Annotated in this window: 14 protein-coding genes; 8 read left to right on the top strand and 6 right to left on the bottom strand. The window is 72.0% G+C overall.

Annotation, left to right across the window (positions count from 1 at the left end; all coding sequences use genetic code 11):
• On the bottom strand, positions 1–1,360 hold a 1,360-nt coding region (locus tag AQJ91_RS16070), incomplete at its 3' end, for an IS200/IS605 family accessory protein TnpB-related protein (RefSeq protein WP_107122450.1).
• Between the two features lie 172 nt (positions 1,361–1,532).
• Between AQJ91_RS16070 and AQJ91_RS52090 the strand changes: the two genes are divergently transcribed.
• The 3 genes from AQJ91_RS52090 (at position 1,533) to AQJ91_RS16055 (ending at position 5,061) form a co-directional block, all read left to right on the top strand.
• Complete coding sequence (locus AQJ91_RS52090) at positions 1,533–1,814, top strand: acyl-CoA carboxylase epsilon subunit (protein WP_234382357.1); 282 nt, start codon at positions 1,533–1,535, stop codon at positions 1,812–1,814.
• 228 nt (positions 1,815–2,042) lie between these two features.
• Positions 2,043–3,794, top strand: coding sequence for a fatty acyl-AMP ligase (locus AQJ91_RS16060; protein ID WP_067021537.1), 1,752 nt, complete (start codon positions 2,043–2,045; stop codon positions 3,792–3,794).
• Between the two features lie 31 nt (positions 3,795–3,825).
• The gene (locus AQJ91_RS16055; RefSeq protein WP_067021535.1) at positions 3,826–5,061 is read left to right on the top strand and encodes an acyltransferase domain-containing protein; all 1,236 of its coding nucleotides are present in this window, start codon (positions 3,826–3,828) and stop codon (positions 5,059–5,061) included.
• A 28-nt stretch (positions 5,062–5,089) separates the two neighbouring features.
• Here AQJ91_RS16055 and AQJ91_RS16050 read toward each other — a convergent pair whose 3' ends face one another.
• From AQJ91_RS16050 to AQJ91_RS16035, 4 genes are all read right to left on the bottom strand, one after another.
• Complete coding sequence (locus AQJ91_RS16050; RefSeq protein ID WP_067021652.1) at positions 5,090–5,698, bottom strand: response regulator transcription factor; 609 nt, start codon at positions 5,696–5,698, stop codon at positions 5,090–5,092.
• A 33-nt stretch (positions 5,699–5,731) separates the two neighbouring features.
• Positions 5,732–7,042 carry a sensor histidine kinase gene (locus AQJ91_RS16045; RefSeq protein WP_234382354.1) on the bottom strand — a complete coding sequence of 437 codons (1,311 nt, stop codon included), beginning with the start codon at positions 7,040–7,042 and terminating at the stop codon, positions 5,732–5,734.
• Positions 7,043–7,136: 94 nt separating this feature from the next.
• The gene (locus AQJ91_RS16040; protein WP_067021533.1) at positions 7,137–9,386 is read right to left on the bottom strand and encodes a TOMM precursor leader peptide-binding protein; all 2,250 of its coding nucleotides are present in this window, start codon (positions 9,384–9,386) and stop codon (positions 7,137–7,139) included.
• The gene (locus AQJ91_RS16035) at positions 9,383–9,586 is read right to left on the bottom strand and encodes a hypothetical protein (RefSeq protein WP_067021532.1); all 204 of its coding nucleotides are present in this window, start codon (positions 9,584–9,586) and stop codon (positions 9,383–9,385) included. The genes AQJ91_RS16040 and AQJ91_RS16035 overlap by 4 nt, the downstream gene beginning before the upstream one ends.
• 286 nt (positions 9,587–9,872) lie before the next feature.
• Here AQJ91_RS16035 and AQJ91_RS16030 point away from each other — a divergent pair, with 286 nt between their 5' ends.
• The 4 genes from AQJ91_RS16030 to AQJ91_RS16015 all read left to right on the top strand — a co-directional run bounded on the left by AQJ91_RS16030 (position 9,873) and on the right by AQJ91_RS16015 (position 14,293).
• The gene (locus AQJ91_RS16030; protein ID WP_067021529.1) at positions 9,873–10,667 is read left to right on the top strand and encodes an AfsR/SARP family transcriptional regulator; all 795 of its coding nucleotides are present in this window, start codon (positions 9,873–9,875) and stop codon (positions 10,665–10,667) included.
• Positions 10,668–10,916: 249 nt separating this feature from the next.
• Positions 10,917–12,518, top strand: a complete 1,602-nt coding sequence (locus tag AQJ91_RS16025; RefSeq protein ID WP_067021527.1) for an acyl-CoA carboxylase subunit beta — start codon at positions 10,917–10,919, stop codon at positions 12,516–12,518.
• 58 nt (positions 12,519–12,576) lie between these two features.
• Complete coding sequence (locus tag AQJ91_RS16020) at positions 12,577–13,536, top strand: D-2-hydroxyacid dehydrogenase family protein (protein WP_067021525.1); 960 nt, start codon at positions 12,577–12,579, stop codon at positions 13,534–13,536.
• Between the two features lie 217 nt (positions 13,537–13,753).
• Complete coding sequence (locus AQJ91_RS16015) at positions 13,754–14,293, top strand: arsenate reductase/protein-tyrosine-phosphatase family protein (protein WP_234382344.1); 540 nt, start codon at positions 13,754–13,756, stop codon at positions 14,291–14,293.
• Between the two features lie 154 nt (positions 14,294–14,447).
• Here AQJ91_RS16015 and AQJ91_RS16010 read toward each other — a convergent pair whose 3' ends face one another.
• Positions 14,448–15,176 (bottom strand): LPXTG cell wall anchor domain-containing protein, encoded by a 729-nt coding sequence (locus AQJ91_RS16010; protein ID WP_159054577.1) that lies wholly within the window; start codon positions 15,174–15,176, stop codon positions 14,448–14,450.
• 554 nt (positions 15,177–15,730) lie between these two features.
• Here AQJ91_RS16010 and AQJ91_RS16005 point away from each other — a divergent pair.
• Positions 15,731–17,002, top strand: a complete 1,272-nt coding sequence (locus AQJ91_RS16005; RefSeq protein ID WP_234382339.1) for a S8 family serine peptidase — start codon at positions 15,731–15,733, stop codon at positions 17,000–17,002.
• Positions 17,003–17,495 lie beyond the last annotated feature (493 nt).

Raw genomic sequence — 17,495 nt, 5'->3', positions numbered from 1 at the left:
CCACGGCGGCAGCGTCATGGCGCGTGGTCTTACGGTTCTTGGAGTTGAGGGGTCTCTGCCAGTGCTGGGCGCCCCAGCGGCTGGTGTAGGCCGGGTCCACGGCGATGACCGCGATACCGGTCTGGTCGGCCATCGAGGTCAGCCGGGCACGCAGCCTGCCGGTGGGCATGCCGGAGATCAGCTGCCGGAACCGCTTCTTGCGGCCGTGTTTCTCGCGGGTCTTCTCCGCGGCGAAGTCCAGGTCCTCGACCGCGATGGCCTTCACGCCGCACGTCCTGGCCCAGTTGAGCAGGCGGGTCAGGGCGTGGCGGACCTGGGCGTCGCGATGCAGGGCGGTGCCGGTCAGGTCGTAGAAGAAGTGGCGCGGGGCGCCGGTCGGGTTGCCGTGCACGTCCAGGCGCCAGGCGGCGAGGTGATCGGCGTTCATGTCCACGGCGATCACGCCGTGGGCGAGCGCGGCGGCCAGCGGGATGACCGGGGCGGGCGGGATCTGCCAGGCGGCGGTCAGGTACCAGCGATCCCGGCCCGTATCCAGATGGATGCGGTAGGCGATCGCCCGGTCGGCCGCGACGCGGTCGGCCCACTCGGTGCCCCGGTGTGGGAACGTGACCCTGGACGCGAGGACGTAGCGGCCGTGCGGGGCGTTCGCCAGATGCGTGAGCGGTGCGGGCAGCTTGAGGCTCACCTCGCCGTCGGGGCTGACGCGGATCGTCCCGTTGCCGTAGCGCTTGCCGGACTCACCGTCGGCCTGGCAGAACCAGCGCTCGGCCTCCCAGCCCCGGCGCCACTCGCCCTCGGTGAGCCCGGCCATGTCCAGGTGGTGGCGGGTGCGGGCCAGGTGCTTACCGCCGCGCACCACGTGCACGATCCCCGCCTCGCGGCCGGCCCGCTCGACGGCCAGCCGGTCCTCCAGCACGCGCAGACGACGCGACTTGGCGTGCCACTCCCGCCGGGACCGGTAACCCCCGGGCACTGCTTTGGAACCCTTCTGCCCGATCGGCAGGGACAGGCGGTGCGTGAGGGTGCGGATGCCCGCTTCCAGGTTCTGGATGTACGCCAGCTGGCAGCGGCGGGCCAGTGCCCACTGGTCGTGCGACGCCTTGGTGATCGCCCCGGCCCAGCGCGACGACGACAGCGGCGTCAGCTCCCGCTTGCGCGCCGCCCACGTGTCACCGGAGTGCTCCAGGGCGTCCCGGCAGCACGCCTTGAGGTCCTTCGAGGCCAGCGACCCCAGATATGCGCCGACCAGGCGCAGCACCTCCTCATCCCCAGGCGACAGATGCTTGAGCCGGGTACGGACCGCCGCACCGCTCGGGCCGGACGCGACGAACGACGGCGCCATGTCCCTGAGCTCGCCCACCCCGCCCCCAACCCCACTCGAAGACCCCTGTCACCGCATCCAACGAGCATCGGCCGTGAAGGTCACGCATTCGATGAAAGAACACGAGTTCTCTCCTGAAAACCGGCACCCTGGCCGAGGTACGCGACACGACACAGACCACCAGCACCCGCCCCCGCTCACCAAAGCACGCTTGAGCACGCTCCAGCGGCAGCAGCTCCACACCCCGAGCGCTCCTCAAGAGGCCACCCCCAGCATCGGCGCCATGGACGAACCCACCCACCCGCAGCCCGTTTTCGCCGTCGTCCGGGGACGGCCCGACGCCATCGAGCTCGCCGCCCTGACGGCCGTGCTCCTCGCCCGGCTGCGAGCGTCGGACGAGGCCGGCGAGGAGGAGCCGCCGATGGCCCCCCGGGCCCCCTGGGACACCCCGCACCGCCCCCGCCCACGCGTCGGCTGGACGTCCCGCACCTGATCTCCCCGACGTCCCGGCGTCACAGACTCCACCGCACAGCCGCCCCCCACCACCCCCGCTCACCTGCCCCGCAGAACCACCGTCCCGCTCCCCCGGCCCCCTCCACCGGCCAGGTCCTAGCAGACGTCAAGCCCCCTTCGAGAAGCCGCACATACGGTCCTGCACCGGGTGAACCGGACGCCGACGACGGGGGCCGTCCGCGCCCGTATGACGTGCAGGGGGTCCAGAATGACCGGCTACCGCAACTTCACCGAGCTCATCATGGAAAGAGCAGCGCAGGCACCCGAGCACACCGCCCTGCTCCTGCTGCCGGACAGCGACGAACGCGGCCGCCCCGCCTCGGTCACGTACCGCACGCTCGACGCCTCAGCCCGCCGCCTGGCCGGCCGACTGCAGGCCGACGGCGCCGAAGGGGAACCGGTCCTCCTGCTGCACGCCTCCCGCTGGCAGTTCGCCGTGTCCTTCCTGGCCTGCCTCTACGCCGGCGCCGTCGCCGTACCCCTGCCGCCGTCCGGCGGCCGCAGCCACCACGACGAACGGGTGGCCGGCATCGTCCGCCAGGCATCCCCCCGCGCCGCCCTCACCGACGCGGTGCTCGCCCCGGACGTCTCCCGTCTGCTGGCCCGGCACGGCCACGGCTCGATCCCGTGCCTCGCCGCCGACGCGGTCTCCGGCCACGCCGGCTGGCAGCCGCCCGGACTCGACCGGGACACGGTGGCGTACCTGCAGTTCACCTCGGGCTCCACCGGCAGCCCGAAGGGCGTGATGGTCACCCACGGCAACCTGCTCGCCAACCAGGAGGCGCTGGCCGGGTTGCTGGGCGCCGGCCCCGGGTCCCGGATCGGCGGCTGGCTGCCCTTCCACCACGACATGGGGCTGGTGGGGCAGTTGCTGCATCCCCTGTCCGTCGGCGCCACCTCGGTGGTGCTGTCGCCGGAGGCGTTCGTCAAGCAGCCGGTGCGCTGGCTGGAGGCGATCGGACGCTACGGCATCGAGGTGAGCGGCGCCCCGGACTTCGCGTACGACCTGTGCGTGCGACGGGTGACCGACGAGCAACTCGACGGGCTCGACCTGTCCGGCTGGCGGGTCGCGGTCTCCGGGGGTGAGCCGGTGCGCGCGGAGACCCGGAGGGCGTTCGCCGACCGGTTCGCGGCCGCGGGCCTGCGTCCCGAGGCGATGCACGCGGCGTACGGCCTGGCCGAGGCGACGCTGCTGGTCTCCGGCGGCCCCGCCACGGACGGCGAGCGCACGGTCGACGCCGAGGCCCTGGAGCAGGGCCGGCTGCGCGAGCCGCGCCCCGGCCGGCCGGCGCACACCCTGGTCCCGTGCGGCACGGCGGCCGACGGCGTGCTGATCGTGGACCCGGAGACGCACGAGCCGCTGCCGGACGGGGAGATCGGCGAGATCTGGGTGACCGGCCCGGGCGTCGCCCCCGGCTACTGGCGCGACCGGCCCGCGAGCGCCGAGCACTTCGGGGCGGCGACGGCCGACGGCACCGGCGGCCTGCTGCGCACCGGCGACCTGGGCGCCCTGGACGGCGGGCGGCTCTATGTCACCGGCCGGCTGAAGGACGTGATCGTGGTCGCGGGCCGCAACCTCTACCCGCAGGACCTGGAGCGCACGATCCAGCGCGTCAGCACACTGTTCGGCACGGGTACCGCGTTCTCGGTGCCCGGCGAGCGCGAACGCGTCGTGGTCGTCCAGGAGTTGCGCACGCATCAGCGGTACGCCCTTGATCTGGAGGAGATCGCGAAGGACGTGCAGCGGTGCCTCACCGAGGAGTTCGAGGTGGCCGTGGCGGGTGTGCTGCTCGTCCGGCCCGGCACCGTCCGTCGCACCACCAGCGGCAAGGTGGAACGGTCCGCGATGCGGCACCTGTTCCTGAACGGCGGGCTGCGGCCCCTGTACCAGTACCTCGACGAAGAGCTCCTGGCCCCGGCCGACCCGCGCCGCCGGCCGCGGGCGGACCAGCAGACATGACCGGGCAGGACTGCCAGAAAGGGGGCAGGACGTGAGCGCAACGGCACCAGGCGATCCCGACGAGGGGGTCTTCGCCGCCTGGCTCGCCGAGCGGGTCGGCGACTACGCGCGGCGGGAGGTCCACGAGGACGAGGAACTGTCCGAGTGGGGGCTCGACTCGGTCGCCCTGTTCGGCCTGTTCGGGGACATCGAGGAGGAGTTCGGTCCGCTGCTCGACCCCGCGGACATCTGGGCCCACCCGACCATCCGCGATCTCGCGCGCTACCTGGCCATGCGGCACGGCATGGGGCGGCACTCCGGCCGGGTGCGGGCGGCGTTCGTGTTCACCGGGCAGGGCTGCCAGCATCCCCGGATGACCGCGGGCCTGCACGCGGCCCTGTCCGCCTACCGGCGCCATCTCGCCGAGGTGGACGAGGCGATCGGCCCGTACCTCGGCAGGTCGGTCCGCGACCTGATCCTCGACGGCGATCCCCGGGTGCACCAGACGGCGCTGACCCAGCCGGCCCTGTTCGCCGTCGGGTACGCCCTGGCGATGACGCTGCTGGAGGAGGAGGGCGTGCGTCCGGTGGCGGTGCTGGGGCACGGCATCGGCGAGGTCGCGGCGGCCGTGGTCGCGGGGGCGATGTCCCTGGCCGACGCGGCCCGGCTGGTGTGTTTCCGCGGCTCCTACATGCAGTACCTGCCGTCCGGCGGCGGGATGATCGCGACCTGCGCCAGCCCCTTCGAGGCCACCGACGCGGCCGCCGCCGAACCGGAGGTGTCCATCGCGGCGTACAACGCGGCCCGCGCCACGGTGCTGGCCGGCCCGGTCGAGGGCCTGGAGCGGGTCCGGGAGCGGCTGGCTTCGGTCGGGATCTCCAGCACCTTCCTGCAGGTGACGCACGCCTTCCACTCACCACTGATGGAACCGGTGACGCCCCGCTTCGAGGAGGCGGCCCGGCATGTGCCGAGCGGAGAGCCGCTGCTGCCCTATTACTCCACGGTGTACGGCCGGCGCTACTGCGAACCGCTGACCACCGCCTACTGGACCGCCCAGATCACGGCGCCGGTGCGGTTCGCCGACGCCGCCCGCCGGATGCTCGCCCAGCAGGCCCCCAGCCATGTCGTGGAGATCGGCCCCAAGGCGGTGCTGACGCCGTTCCTGCGGCGGATGGCCGGCGCCCGCGGCCCCGCGTGCCTGGCGGCGTGCCGCAGCCCCGAGAGCAACGCGGTGGACCTGGCGGGCGTGCTGTCCCAGCTCGACGCGGGCCCGCTGGCGGAGATCTGACGTGGCGATGGACGGACCGGACCAGGCCCTACGGGATCCAGCCCGCCTCCTCGGCGATGCGGATGGCGTCGATCCGGTTGCGGGCGTTGAGCTTGTCCACAATGGCCGTGAGGTAGTTCCGTACCGTGCCCTGGGTCAGATAGAGATGGTCCGCGATCTCCGCCGTGTCGGCGCCGCGCGCCGCGAGCCGGAGCACCTGGGTCTCCCGGGGGGAGAGCGGGTTGTCCCGTGCCTCCCAGGCGCTGAGCGCGAGGTCGGGGTCGATGACCCGCTGGCCGGCCGCGACAGAGCGCACCGCCTGGGCCAGCCGGGACGGCGGTGAGTCCTTGAGCAGGAAGCCGGAGACCCGTGCGGCCATCGCCCGGCGCAGGGTCCCGGGCCGGCCCAGGCTGGTGAGGATGAGGGTGCGGCACTCCGGCACCCGTTCGTGCAGGTCGGCGGCGGCGCTGAGGCCGTCGGTGCCGGGCAGGTCGATGTCGATGACGGCGACGTCGGGCCGGGTCTCGAGTGCGGACGGCACGATGAGGTCGCCGCGGTCCACGGAGGCGACGACCTGGAGGTCGGGCTCCAGTTCCAGCAGTGCGACGAGTGCGCCGCGGACCATGTGCACGTCCTCGGCGAGAAGGATCTTGACCAACAGCATTGATTCCCCCGAATGATCAGTGACCGCTCAGCCGGCGGGTCTGTCCGCGTCCCCGGTCCAGGGGGCCGCACGGTCGGCGGCCCGGTACCCCTGCGGCGGATACGTCTCCGCGTCCTCCCCGGCCTCCCCCTTCGAGGGTCGGACCGGGGCCACCGCGGTCAGCCGGAACCGGTCGCCCGCCACGACGCCCGCGGTCAGCCCGCCGCCGACCGCGGCGAGCCGGGCGCGCAGGTTCCCCAGCCCGCTGCCCCGGTCCGCGGAGTCGGCGGGGTCCGACGCGGCGACACCGTCGTTGACGAGGTCCAGGCGCACCGTGTCCGCCACGATCTCCACCTTGATGGTGCACGACTGCACCTTGCTGTGCCTGAGGATATTCGTGACGCCCTCACGCAGGGCGGTCGCGAGCACGGTGTCCACCAGCGGGTGCAGCCGGCCGCACTCGATGGTCACCTCCAGGTCGACGTCGGCCGCCGCCATCACCTCGGCCACCGACGCGGCCTCCGCCTCCAGCGACATGTCCCGGTAGCCGCTGGCCACCAGCCGTACGTCGGCGAGCGCCTGCCGTGCGACGCCGAGTACCGAGGCGACCTCGGAGCGGGCCCGCTCGGGGTTGACCGGGACCAGGCGGTGGATCAGCTCGCTCTTGAGGGTGATCGCGGAGAGGCTGTAGCCGAGCAGGTCGTGCAGGTCCCGGGCGAAGCGCAGCCGTTCCTGGGTGACGGCCATTCTGGCCATCTCGGCGCGGGTGTCGTGGACTTCGCGGACCAGGTCGGTGAGCCGGGTGAGACCGTAGATGACCAGTCCGGTCAGGGCGGTGGAGACGGTGAAGTAGCCCGTCTCCAGGGCGCGTACGCTGTCGCTGACCGACCAGCCGAGCATCGTCAGCGGGATGAGGCCGTAGAGGGGCCAGGCGATCCGGCCGGGGAGCATCAGCAGAATCGATCCGGCGAGCGGTCCCGCCATGCTCCCCCAGGCGACGCCCAACCAGATCATGGGCCCGAAGGTGAGCGCGGTCTGGACCCCGAGGACGACCCCCTTGCGGCGGGCGGACCATCTGCGGGCCCCGGGCGAGGTGAGCAGCACCTGCACCGCGTAGAGCACGATCACCGCGCCCGTGCAGACGACCAGCGCGGCCGTCCCCGACACCGCGTTCTGCACGTTGAGCAGGGTGACGATGCCGTAGCCCGAGAAGACCACGGCGCTGATCCCCCGCGCGAGACGCGGCGCCAGCAGGTCCCTGGGCCCGCCCCTGGACGTCCCGGCGTCCGGACGCACTCCCTCCGTTAATTCGTTGTCGCGAATGAGGTCGTTGTCCGAAGCCCGGAAACGGCCCGCCATGTGTCGACTCCTCGCATGAATGTCGGGAGTATGCGTGACCGAACTATAAGCCGACACATGCCGGGTCCGGGACCTGTACAACGCCTTCACGGATCTACAACAGAAGCGGAACGGCGTTGAGTTGGCCGTAGGGAGTCGGCCGCCCGAGGTGGCCGAGACGCACCGGTACCTCGTACAGCCGCCCGGGCGCGAACCGGGCGTAGAAGGGCCGCAGTCCGGGCACCAGCACTTTCACCACCGGAATGCCGACATCCGGTCGCGTCTGGTCGAGCACCAGGAGTTCCATGCCGTGCGCCGCCACCAGGGAGCGGATGTCCTCGACGTCGGCGAGGAGGTCGTCGTTGCGGCGGTACGGCCAGGATCCCGGGGTCCGCGCCGACTGCCCGGGGTCGGGCAGCAGATGGGGCTGCTCGGGGGCGCAGGGGGTTGTCCCCGAGGCCGCGGGGGGCAGCATCTGGATCATCTCGGTCAGTGCCCGGCGCAGCGCCAGCCGTGGGTCGAAGTGGGCGCCGAAGCCGTAGACGGTGTGCGGAACTGTGCCGTCCGCGCACCGGGAGGCCGCCACCACCACGGGGATGCCGAGGTCGGAGGTGAGGTCGAGTGCCCACACCTGGCGGCCCGTCCGGGCGAGGCCGTCCCGCAGGCCGGTCAGCCACGGCTCGTCGAAGGCATCCAGGTCGAGGCCCGGCTGCCGGAGCCGGTTGTACCACCACAGGGCGACCGCGTCCCGTTCGACGAGTTCCAGGAAGCCCTGCACCACGGCGTCCTCCAGACTGCTGCCGGCGGCGTTGCCGTTGGAGTCGGCCCACAGCCCGTCCGCGGATCCGCCCGGCGCGCAGTCGAAGTACAGCGTGGACGTGGGCAGCAGCCGCCGGGTGTGGCCGGTGAGGGACCACACCGGCGTCCACTCGGTGGGCCGGTCCGGGTCGAAGGGCGCGCTCACGTGGTGGAACGCCGTGTGGGAGGCGTTCCACCGGTCGCGGTCGGCGTACTGCCGCTCGTGGAACAGCTGGCAGGCGTTCGGGTGGACGGCGTCCTCGCCGAGGCCGGTGAGCGAGTCGGTGACGGTCAGCTCGTCGCCCTGCCGTGCGGCGCAGTATCGTTCCACCGCCTCGCACAGGGCGCTGGCCCGCGCCTCGGCGGCGGTCACCCCCTTGCCCGAGCTGCGCGCCCGCAGCACCCGGCGCACCCCGGCCGGCGAGTGCCCGCGCAGCGCGAGGTTGTGCCCGGAGTCGTAGGCGTGCAGCCCCTCGGGCAGCCCGGCCATGGGGCGTACGTCCGTCACGATGCCGGCGACCGGCCCGACGAGGTGGCCGTGGCGGGCGAGCATCTGCTCGGCGGACAGCGCCCGGTCGTTGCTGCCGGAGCCCTCGGCCTTGGGCCGGGAGACCGGCACCACCGGCCGCCGGGTCCGCTCGGCGACGAGCGAGGGGTCGCCGCAGGACGCGCACTGCGGGCGTCTTCGAACCGGATGGTGGGTGGTGCGCAGGGTGAGGCTGTCCAGCACACAGACCGCTCGCTGCTCCGGACACCGCAGCCCCGCCAGCCACTTGGCCGTCTCCAGCACCGCGCCGTGCAGCCCCACGGACCGCACGGCGGCCAGCGAGGGCGCGGGGCGGACCGCGGAGCCGTCCAGGCCGAGGGACTGCCGCACGGACAGTTCGCCGCGGCGGTGCTCGCGCAGCCGGTGCGCCAGGCAGGACCAGCACGCGGCGTCGGCGCCGGGTTCGAAGACCGGCCCGGTCCACGGCTCGGGCGCGAACGGGCTGGCCAGCAGCCAGGGCCGGCCCTCGGCGCGCAACCGGGCCTCCACGGAGGCCAGTTCGGGTGCCAGGTAGTCCTCGCACAGGACGAGGGCGAAGGCCGCGTCGGCGTCCGCCCCGACCGCGCTGATCCCGGAGGCGTCGCAGGCGGCCCGGGCCGCCTCGCCGTCCACGTCTCCCACCCCGATCAGCGCCACCGCCGTGCCGCGCACCTTGTCCTCGGCGACACCGCCGTCCAGCCCGGCGCGGTCCCAGTAGGCCTCCGCCGAGCGGCAGTCGGCGCCGACCGGCCCGGGGCGCGGCGCACCGTGGCGGTAGCCCACCAGGTTGGCCTCGGCCAGGCAGCGTACGACCCGGCCGGCCTCGTCGGCGGGCATGGCCGCCGCGGCCTCCCGGAGCAGTTCGGGCAGGGTGCGGCTGCCGTCGAGCAGCGCCACCAGGGCCTCGGCGCCGGCGCCCCGCACCGCTGTCACGTCCTTGTCGGACCACATGAACACGGCCTCTCCCGGGGCCGACACGGCCCGCACATGGCGCTTGAGCGCCACGTACGGGCCGTGTCCCGGGGTCTGCCCCTCTCTCACGCACCCACCCGCATGCCGAGGAGGGACGAGGTGCAGACGCACCACTCCGCGGCCGTCAGGTCGGCGGTGCTCAGGCTCTCCACGCGGATGGCCCCGGGCACCGGGTCCGGACCGCCGTCGAGGCGCAGCGAGAGCCCGGGCTCCAGCCCGGTCCGGGCGGCGAGCTCCGCGAATCGGAGGACTTCTTCGGTAGCCTTCATGTCTTCCCCCAGTCGATGAACAGCCGATGTACACGTTCACTGCATGAACTGACTGAACCGAACGGCGCCGAACCGGAGTTGCGTCGGCGTCTGGTGCGAGAGTCTGCGGCCGGAACTCGCCCGTCCGTCAGTGCGGCACTCATCGGAGAGCCATGACATTTTCATGATTGTGCTCGTGCGTCGCTCACTGGGCCGGGAACGGCCGGCGGTGCGAGTCTCATGGACCGGACTCCGAAAGGGCCGCCACGGGGACACCGGCGGCCGTGGCCCAAGGGGGAGAACGCATATGGAGATCCAGGTCCTGGGGTCGCTCGCCGCGCAGGAACGCGGCGTCTCAGTGGTGCCGAGCGCCGCCAAGCCCCGACAGCTGCTGGCGCTGCTCGCGCTGCACGCCGACCATGTGGTGTCGGTGCCCACGCTCATGGAGGAGATCTGGGGCGAGAGCATTCCGCGCAGCGCCTCCACCACCTTGCAGACCTACATCCTGCAGCTGCGCCGCAAGCTCACCGCCGCGCTGGACGGGGACCCGCGGCGCGATGCCAAGGACATCCTGGTCACCCGGTTCGGCGGCTATCTGCTCCAGGTGCAGCCGGGCCGGGTCGACGCCCACGAGTTCGAGAGGCTGGCCACGAGCGGCGGCACCGCCTTCGAACTCGGCGACTACCGCGCCGCCTCCGACCAGCTGCGCCGCGCCCTCGCCCTGTGGCAGGGCCCGGCCCTGGTCGACGTACCGGCCGGCTCGGTGCTGGAACTGGAGGTACTGCGCCTCAACGAGGAGCGCACCACGGCCCTCGAACGCCGCATCGAGTCGGACCTGCGCCTCGGCCGCTACGCCGAGGTGGTCCCCGAACTCCGCGTCCTGGCCGCCCGCCACCCCCTCCACGAGGGCTTCTGCGCCCAGCTGATGCGCGCCCTGCACCGCACCGGCGGCAGCTGGCGAGCCCTGGAGGCCTACCAGCGCCTGCGCGGCTCCCTGGTCCGCGAACTGGGCCTGGAACCCTCGAACGCCCTCAGGGAACTCCACCAGGCAGTCCTCTCCGGCGACCCGGACCACGCCCTGCACCCGGCCACGGCGGACTGAAGTCCACACAGCCCACCCCCCTTCAAGTCACCTCTTGACCAACCGACTTCACGTCACCTCTTGACCCACCGAGACGGGTGGCGTGTGGGCACAGGCGGGGGGTCTGGGGGCGGAGCGGAGCCCCCAGCGAGGCCGCCACCGTCGCAGGGCGCCCACCGACGCCGGGCGCCCATCGACGCCGGGCGCCCATCGAGCCGTTCTCCACCAGACGTACCGAAGGCTTTGAGCGCGGGTCCCTACGGTGCCGCAATGACGACCTTCGACGAACTGCTCGCCGTCGCCCCCACCCCCGCCCCCGCCCCCGATCTGGGCCGTTCCACCGACGAGTTGAAACGGCTCAAGGAGGAGCTGAGCCGAGGCCCCGACCCCGAGGCCACCCGACGTCAGCACGCCAAGGGCAAGCTCACCGCGCCCGAGCGCCTCCGACTGCTCTTCGACGAGGGCACGTTCACCGAGATCGAGCCGCTGCGCCGGCACCGCGCCACCGGCTTCGGCCTGGAGGACCGCAGGCCGCACGGCGACGGCGTGATGACCGGCTGGGGCCTGGTGCACGGCCGCACGGTCTTCGCGTACGCCCATGACTTCCGGGTCTTCGGCGGCGCCCTGGGCGAGGCCCACGCCCAGAAGATCCACAAGGTGATGGACCTGGCCGAGGCAGCCGGCGCCCCGATCGTCGGCCTCAGCGACGGCGCCGGCGCCCGCATCCAGGAGGGCGTCACCGCACTCGCCGGCTACGGCGGCATCTTCCGCCGCAACACCCGCGCCTCCGGCGTGATCCCGCAGATCAGCGTGATCCTCGGCCCGTGCGCGGGCGGCGCCGCCTACTCCCCCGCCCTCACCGACTTCGTGTTCATGGTGCGCGGCACCTCCCAGATGTTCATCACCGGCCCGGACGTCGTCCAGGCCGTGACCGGCGAGAAGATCACCCACGACGGGCTCGGCGGCGCCGATGTGCACGCCGGCCTCTCGGGCGTGTCCGGCTTCGCCTACGACGACGAGGCCGAGTGCCTCTCCGACGTACGCCATCTGCTGTCCCTGCTGCCGCAGAACAACCGCGAGCTGCCCCCGGTCGCCCACGGCGCCGACCCCGCCGACCGCCGCACCGACGCGCTGACCTCACTGGTACCGGCGGACCCGCAACGCGCGTACGACATGCGCGCGGTGATCGAGGAGATCGTCGACGACGGCGACTACTTCGAGGTGCACGAGGCGTGGGCGCAGAACGTGGTGTGCGCGCTCGCCCGCCTGGACGGCCACGTCGTGGGCCTGATCGCCAACCAGCCCACCGCGCTGGCCGGCGTCCTGGACATCCACGGCTCGGAGAAGGCCGCCCGGTTCGTGCAGACCTGCGACGCCTTCAACATCCCGCTGGTCACCCTGGTCGACGTACCGGGCTTCCTCCCCGGCGTCGACCAGGAGCACAACGGCATCATCCGGCACGGCGCCAAGCTCCTCTACGCCTACTGCAACGCCACCGTCCCCCGGATCTCCCTGGTGGTCCGCAAGGCGTACGGCGGCGCCTACATCGTCATGGACTCGCGGTCGATCGGCGCCGACCTGTCCTTCGCCTGGCCGACGAACGAGATCGCGGTGATGGGCGCGGAGGGCGCGGCGAACGTCGTCTTCCGCCGCGAGATCGCCGCCTCCGACGACCCGGACGCCACCCGCGCCCGCCTCATCAAGGAGTACAAGTCCGAGCTGATGCACCCCTACTACGCGGCCGAGCGCGGCCTGGTCGACGACGTCATCGACCCGGGCGAGACCCGCGCGGTGCTGATCCGCTCGCTGGCGATGCTGCGCGCCAAGCACGTCGCCCTGCCCGAGCGCAAGCACGGCAACCCTCCGGTGTGAGGTGCCGGAGCCGTACAGTCGGTCTTCCCGACCATGGACGAACCGGAAAGGAACGACCGTGCGGCTGCGCTGTGCTGTGCTCGACGACTTCCAGAACGCGGCGACCTCGGCCGCCGACTGGTCGCCGCTCGCGGGCGACGTGGAGGTCGTCCCCTTCACCACCCACATCACCGGCGAGGACGCCCTGGCCGACGCCCTCGCCACGTTCGACATCGTGGTCACCCTGCGCGAACGCGTCCCCTTCCCCGCGTCCCTGCTCGCCCGCCTCCCCCGCCTGAAGCTCCTCATCGCCTCCGGCATGCGCAACAGCGTCATCGACTACGCCGCCGCCGAGGCGCACGGCGTCGCCGTCTGCGGTACGGCCAGCTCCTCGACCCCGCCCGTCGAACTGACCTGGGCCCTGCTGCTGGGCCTGGCCCGCGGGATCGTCGAGGAGAACAACGCCCTGCGCTCCGGCGGCCCCTGGCAGTCCACGGTCGGCGCCGACCTGCACGGCCACCGGCTGGGCCTGCTCGGCCTCGGCAAGATCGGCAGTCGGGTGGCACAGGTCGGTCTGGCCTTCGGTATGGAGGTCACCGCCTGGAGCCAGAACCTCACCAAGGAGCGGGCCGACGAGGTCGGCGTCCATCTGGCCGCCACCAAGGAGGAGTTGCTCGCCGAAAGCGACTTCGTCTCCGTCCACCTGGCCCTCGGCGACCACACCCGCGGCCTGCTCGGCCCCGCCGAACTGGCCCTCCTCAAGCCGACCGCCTACCTCGTCAACACCTCCCGCGCGGCGATCGTCGACCAGGACGCCCTGCTCACCGCCCTGCACGAGGGCCGTATCGCGGGCGCCGCCGTCGACGTCTTCGACACCGAGCCCCTCCCCGCCGACCACCCGATGCGCACGGCCCCCCGCCTGCTCGCCACACCCCACCTCGGCTATGTGTCCCGGGCCAACTACGCGACGTACTACGGCCAGGCCGTCGAGGACATCCAGGCCTTCCTGGCCGGTTCGCCCGTACGGCGCCTGCCCTGACGCCCCCTACGACGCCCGTCGGCGAAGGGCGGGGCCGGGCAGCAGCGGCTGCACGGCGACGGCTTCCCGCCCGAAACGGCGATCCGACGCTCTGACGGGCGTGCACGTCCCAGTCCGGCGAACATTTCGGGTGAATACTGACGTTATGCTCCACAGTCTCGGGCCTGCATCATCCTCATCGCCCGGCGTGCATGTACCCGGGTTTCGGGTACTCGTTGTGTGCACCGGCAACATCTATCGCTCCCCCCTCGCCGAGCACCTGCTCAAGCAGCGGCTGCCCGGGGCTCAGCAGGTGATCCATCTGAGTAGTGCGGGCACCCTCGCCGCCGTGGGTATGCCCATGGCGGCCACGGCCGGGGCTTTTCTCCTCAAGCGTGGCGCGGATCCCTCCGGGACGAGGGCCCGCCGGCTGACCAGGGAGTTGGTCGAGCAGTCGGATCTGGTGCTGGGGGCCGCGACGGAGCATCGCGAGGCAGCTGTGCAGCTGTCCCCCGTATGGTCGTTGACCCGCGCTTTCACCCTCTGTGAGTTCGCCCGACTGGTGCGGGCGGAGGACGCCACAGGCGTGGTGGATCCGGCCGAACGCTTCGCGGCTCTCGTCCAGGGTGCGGTCGCCCGGCGTGGTGCCGCGGGGGCGCACACGGGTGATGACGACATCGACGACCCTGTTGGCACCCATCCCCGAAAGGTGCGTGCGTGCCTGGTACGGATCGAGGGTGTGGTGGAACGGATCGCCGCGGCTGTGCGGACCGGCTGACGCCTGTCCCGGTCGACCGGGCAGGCACGAACGGCAGCGGCCGACAGCACGTACCCGACACGACGCTGTGAGACGTGCGCCGAGAGAGGTCCGTTGCTGCCGGCCGTCACAAGTACTGCCGCAGGCGTCGCAGCCACACGATGGACCGCGTCGGTCAGTCGCGCTTGGCCCGCCGCTGAGTGAGAAGGATCGCCCCGCCACCGAGCAGAAGCAGCCCGGCAGCCCCGCCCAGCACGAGGGTTGAGCGGTCCCGGTCCTCACCGGTGTCAGCGAGGTGCGGCTTGCCGCCGTTGTCGTGGCCGGGCTTGCCACCGTGGTCGTAGCCGGACTCGCCGCCATGGCCGTGGCCGGGCTTGCCGCCGTTGTCGTGGCCGGACTCGCCGCCATGGCCGTGGCCGGGCTTGCCGCCGTTGTCGTGGCCGGGCTTGCCGCCGTTGTCGTGGCCGGGCTTGCCGCCATTGTCGTGGCCCGGCTTGCCGCCATGGCCGTCGCCGTCGTCGCCATCGAGCACGGTGATCTCGGTCGAGAGGGTGAGGTCCGGGTCCACTGCCCTGAGCAGGAAGAGGTGTTCGCCCGGCTTGGTCTTCTCGGGGATGGTGACGGTCCCCTCCACCGTGCCGTTTGCGTAGGCCGTGTAGATGCCCAGAACGACGATCTTGGAGGCGAGGGCTGCTTCCACGTCCTCCTGGTTCGGCGCGAACCCCGTTCCCGTGAAGTCGATCTCGTCTCCCGGCTCGACTTCGGTGGCGCTGAGGGTCACTTCCGGGGGAGGAGGCGGATATTGGGCATGGGCGGGCTGCGCCCCGATCAGTGGTGCGGCGGCAAGCACAGCAGAGGCTGCTGTGGCCGCGAGGGCGGCACGCCATTTCGATGACGCCGTCATCACATTTCACGCTCCTCAGGTGGGATCAGGTCGACGGCATGGTGCGACCCGTGAGTACGGTATAGACATACATGGCAGCAAAAATCGCCATTTAACTGCCCCCAGTAGATAAAGGCGCCATATGGCGCACGGAGATCACCGGATCGACGCCGGGACGGCCCGAGGACGCAAGGATCAAAGCGGCGCGATGTGACGGGCCTTCAAACTGCAGGGCAGGACGGTCGCGACGCCGGGGGATGATCTCGCGACGGGAGACGTGAGTGCCTCGAGGAGCCCCCGGCTCCCGACCGTCAAGGCCTGAACCGGAGTACGAAGCCCGGCCGGACCTGGAGACGCCGTCGATGTGATGAAGCGTCACAGCCGGCAGGCCACACCGCCACACGACTGACAGGCGGCCGGAGAATTCCGCATCGCCGAACGTCGGGGCGCCGCCAGCCGTGGCAGACCTGCTAGCCCTAGAGACCCGACAAGCCGAACATTCGACGCATAACGTCCGATTCGGCTCGTCGCCCCCATGCTCTCGAGAAAGGTCCGGGATGCCCAGAGTCTTTGGCTTGACCCTCCTGACGCTGGCCCTGGCGGCTGGTACGCCGGGCGCCGTCGCCACGTCTGCCGCAGCCGAGTTGCCACTCCCAGCCACCGCGTCCGACAAGGCCGGAATGATCCCCGGCCAGTACATCGTGACGCTCAAGGACACTGCCACCGACAGGCAGGGCGAGGTGGACGACGCGGTGTCGGCGGCGATCGAGCGCGCCTCCACCATGGGCGCCGTGGTGCACCATGCCTATCACCATGCGCTTCACGGCTATGCGGCGTCGATGAGTGCGCGCACCGCGGCCACGCTCGCCAAGGACCCGCAGGTGCAGTCGGTGCAGCAGGACCGACGGGTCCGTGCCACGGCCCAGTCGGTCCCGACCGGCGTGAACCGGGTCGACGCCGACCTCAGCCCGACCGCGGCCATCGACGGTGTCGACAAGCGGGTCAATGCGGATGTCGCCGTCATCGACACCGGGATCGACCTGAACCACCCGGATCTCAATGTGAACCAGTCCGGTGGCATCAACTGCTGGTCGCCGTACCTGAAGCCCTTCGACATGCACGGCCACGGCACGCATGTCGCGGGCACCATCGGCGCCCTGGACAACGGCACCGGAGTCGTCGGGGTGGCACCGGGTGTGCGGCTGTGGCCGGTGCAGGTGCTCAGTCCCCTCGGCTGGGGATCCACATCGAGCGTCCTGTGCGGCATCGACTACGTCACCCGGAACGCCGACCAGATCGACGTGGCCAACATGAGCCTGGGCGGCGCCGGCACCGACGACGGCAACTGCGGAAGGACCAACGGCGACACCATGCACCAGGCCATCTGCAACTCGGTCGCCAGGGGCGTCACCTACGCCGTGGCGGCCGGCAACAGCCACGCGGACGCGAAGAACACCGTGCCGGCCGCATACGACGAAGTGATCACCGTCAGCGCTCTGGCCGACTTCGACGGGAAGCCCGGCGGCCTGGCCCAGCCGACATGCCGCGCCGACCAGGACGACACCTTCGCCGACTTCTCCAACTACGGCCCCGACGTCGACCTGATCGCCCCGGGCGTGTGCATCCGGTCGACCTACCTGGCCGGCGGCTACGCCACCATGTCCGGCACCTCCATGGCCGCTCCGCACGCGGCAGGCGGCGCGGCGCTGTACCGAGCCACCCACCCCACCGCATCGCCGCAGACCGTCAAGTCGGCTCTGCAGAACGCGGGCAGCCTCAACTGGTCGTGGCCGTCGCAGGACGGGGACCTCGTCAAGGAGCGCCTCCTCAGGGTCTCCTCGTTCTGACCAGTCGCCGCCTCCGGCACTGCGGCCTGGGGCGGATGGCGGAAGAGGGGTCCGGGCAGCATGTCAGGCCCCTCGTCACCTCGGGAGCGCACCGCGGCACGGACCGTGGTGCGCTCCCGAGGCGAGACCCGCGAGATGCGCACGTGATCGCCGGCTCGGCTCGTACGGCGTCGGCGGAACCGGGGGTGGCTTGGAAGCCGAGCTGCCGAAGACCGCACAGCCCCTGGCGTCCGCGCGGTCGGCAACGGCACTGGCACCGGCACCGGCACCGGCACGAGAACCGGCCCGGGGCGCGATCCCGATCGAGAGGACCGGGACCGCGCCCCGGGCCGGTTTCACGGCCTGGAGCCGACCACAACCGACCGGTGCGCTACGACCGGCTGCCGCGCGGCAGGCAGGTGCCGATCGTCCTTGCCCCGCAGGTTGGCGAGGAGGACGTGCACGTCTTCACGTCGGAGCCGGTCGGAACGGTGTCCATGCGTCCGAGTAGGGC

Source organism: Streptomyces dysideae, assembly GCF_001514305.1.
Classification (GTDB): domain Bacteria; phylum Actinomycetota; class Actinomycetes; order Streptomycetales; family Streptomycetaceae; genus Streptomyces; species Streptomyces dysideae.
Note: the sequence above shows the minus strand (reverse complement) of the source record. Positions and strands in the feature narration are given on the sequence as shown.

What these genes read in the sequence shown, in the direction of transcription:
- AQJ91_RS16025 (WP_067021527.1), top strand. Translation starts at nt 10,917, where the DNA reads ATGACGACCTTCGACGAACTGCTCGCCGTCGCCCCCACCCCCGCCCCC.
- AQJ91_RS16045 (WP_234382354.1), bottom strand. Translation starts at nt 7,042, where the DNA reads ATGGCGGGCCGTTTCCGGGCTTCGGACAACGACCTCATTCGCGACAAC.
- AQJ91_RS16035 (WP_067021532.1), bottom strand. Translation starts at nt 9,586, where the DNA reads ATGAAGGCTACCGAAGAAGTCCTCCGATTCGCGGAGCTCGCCGCCCGG.
- AQJ91_RS16010 (WP_159054577.1), bottom strand. Translation starts at nt 15,176, where the DNA reads ATGACGGCGTCATCGAAATGGCGTGCCGCCCTCGCGGCCACAGCAGCC.
- AQJ91_RS16060 (WP_067021537.1), top strand. Translation starts at nt 2,043, where the DNA reads ATGACCGGCTACCGCAACTTCACCGAGCTCATCATGGAAAGAGCAGCG.
- AQJ91_RS16030 (WP_067021529.1), top strand. Translation starts at nt 9,873, where the DNA reads ATGGAGATCCAGGTCCTGGGGTCGCTCGCCGCGCAGGAACGCGGCGTC.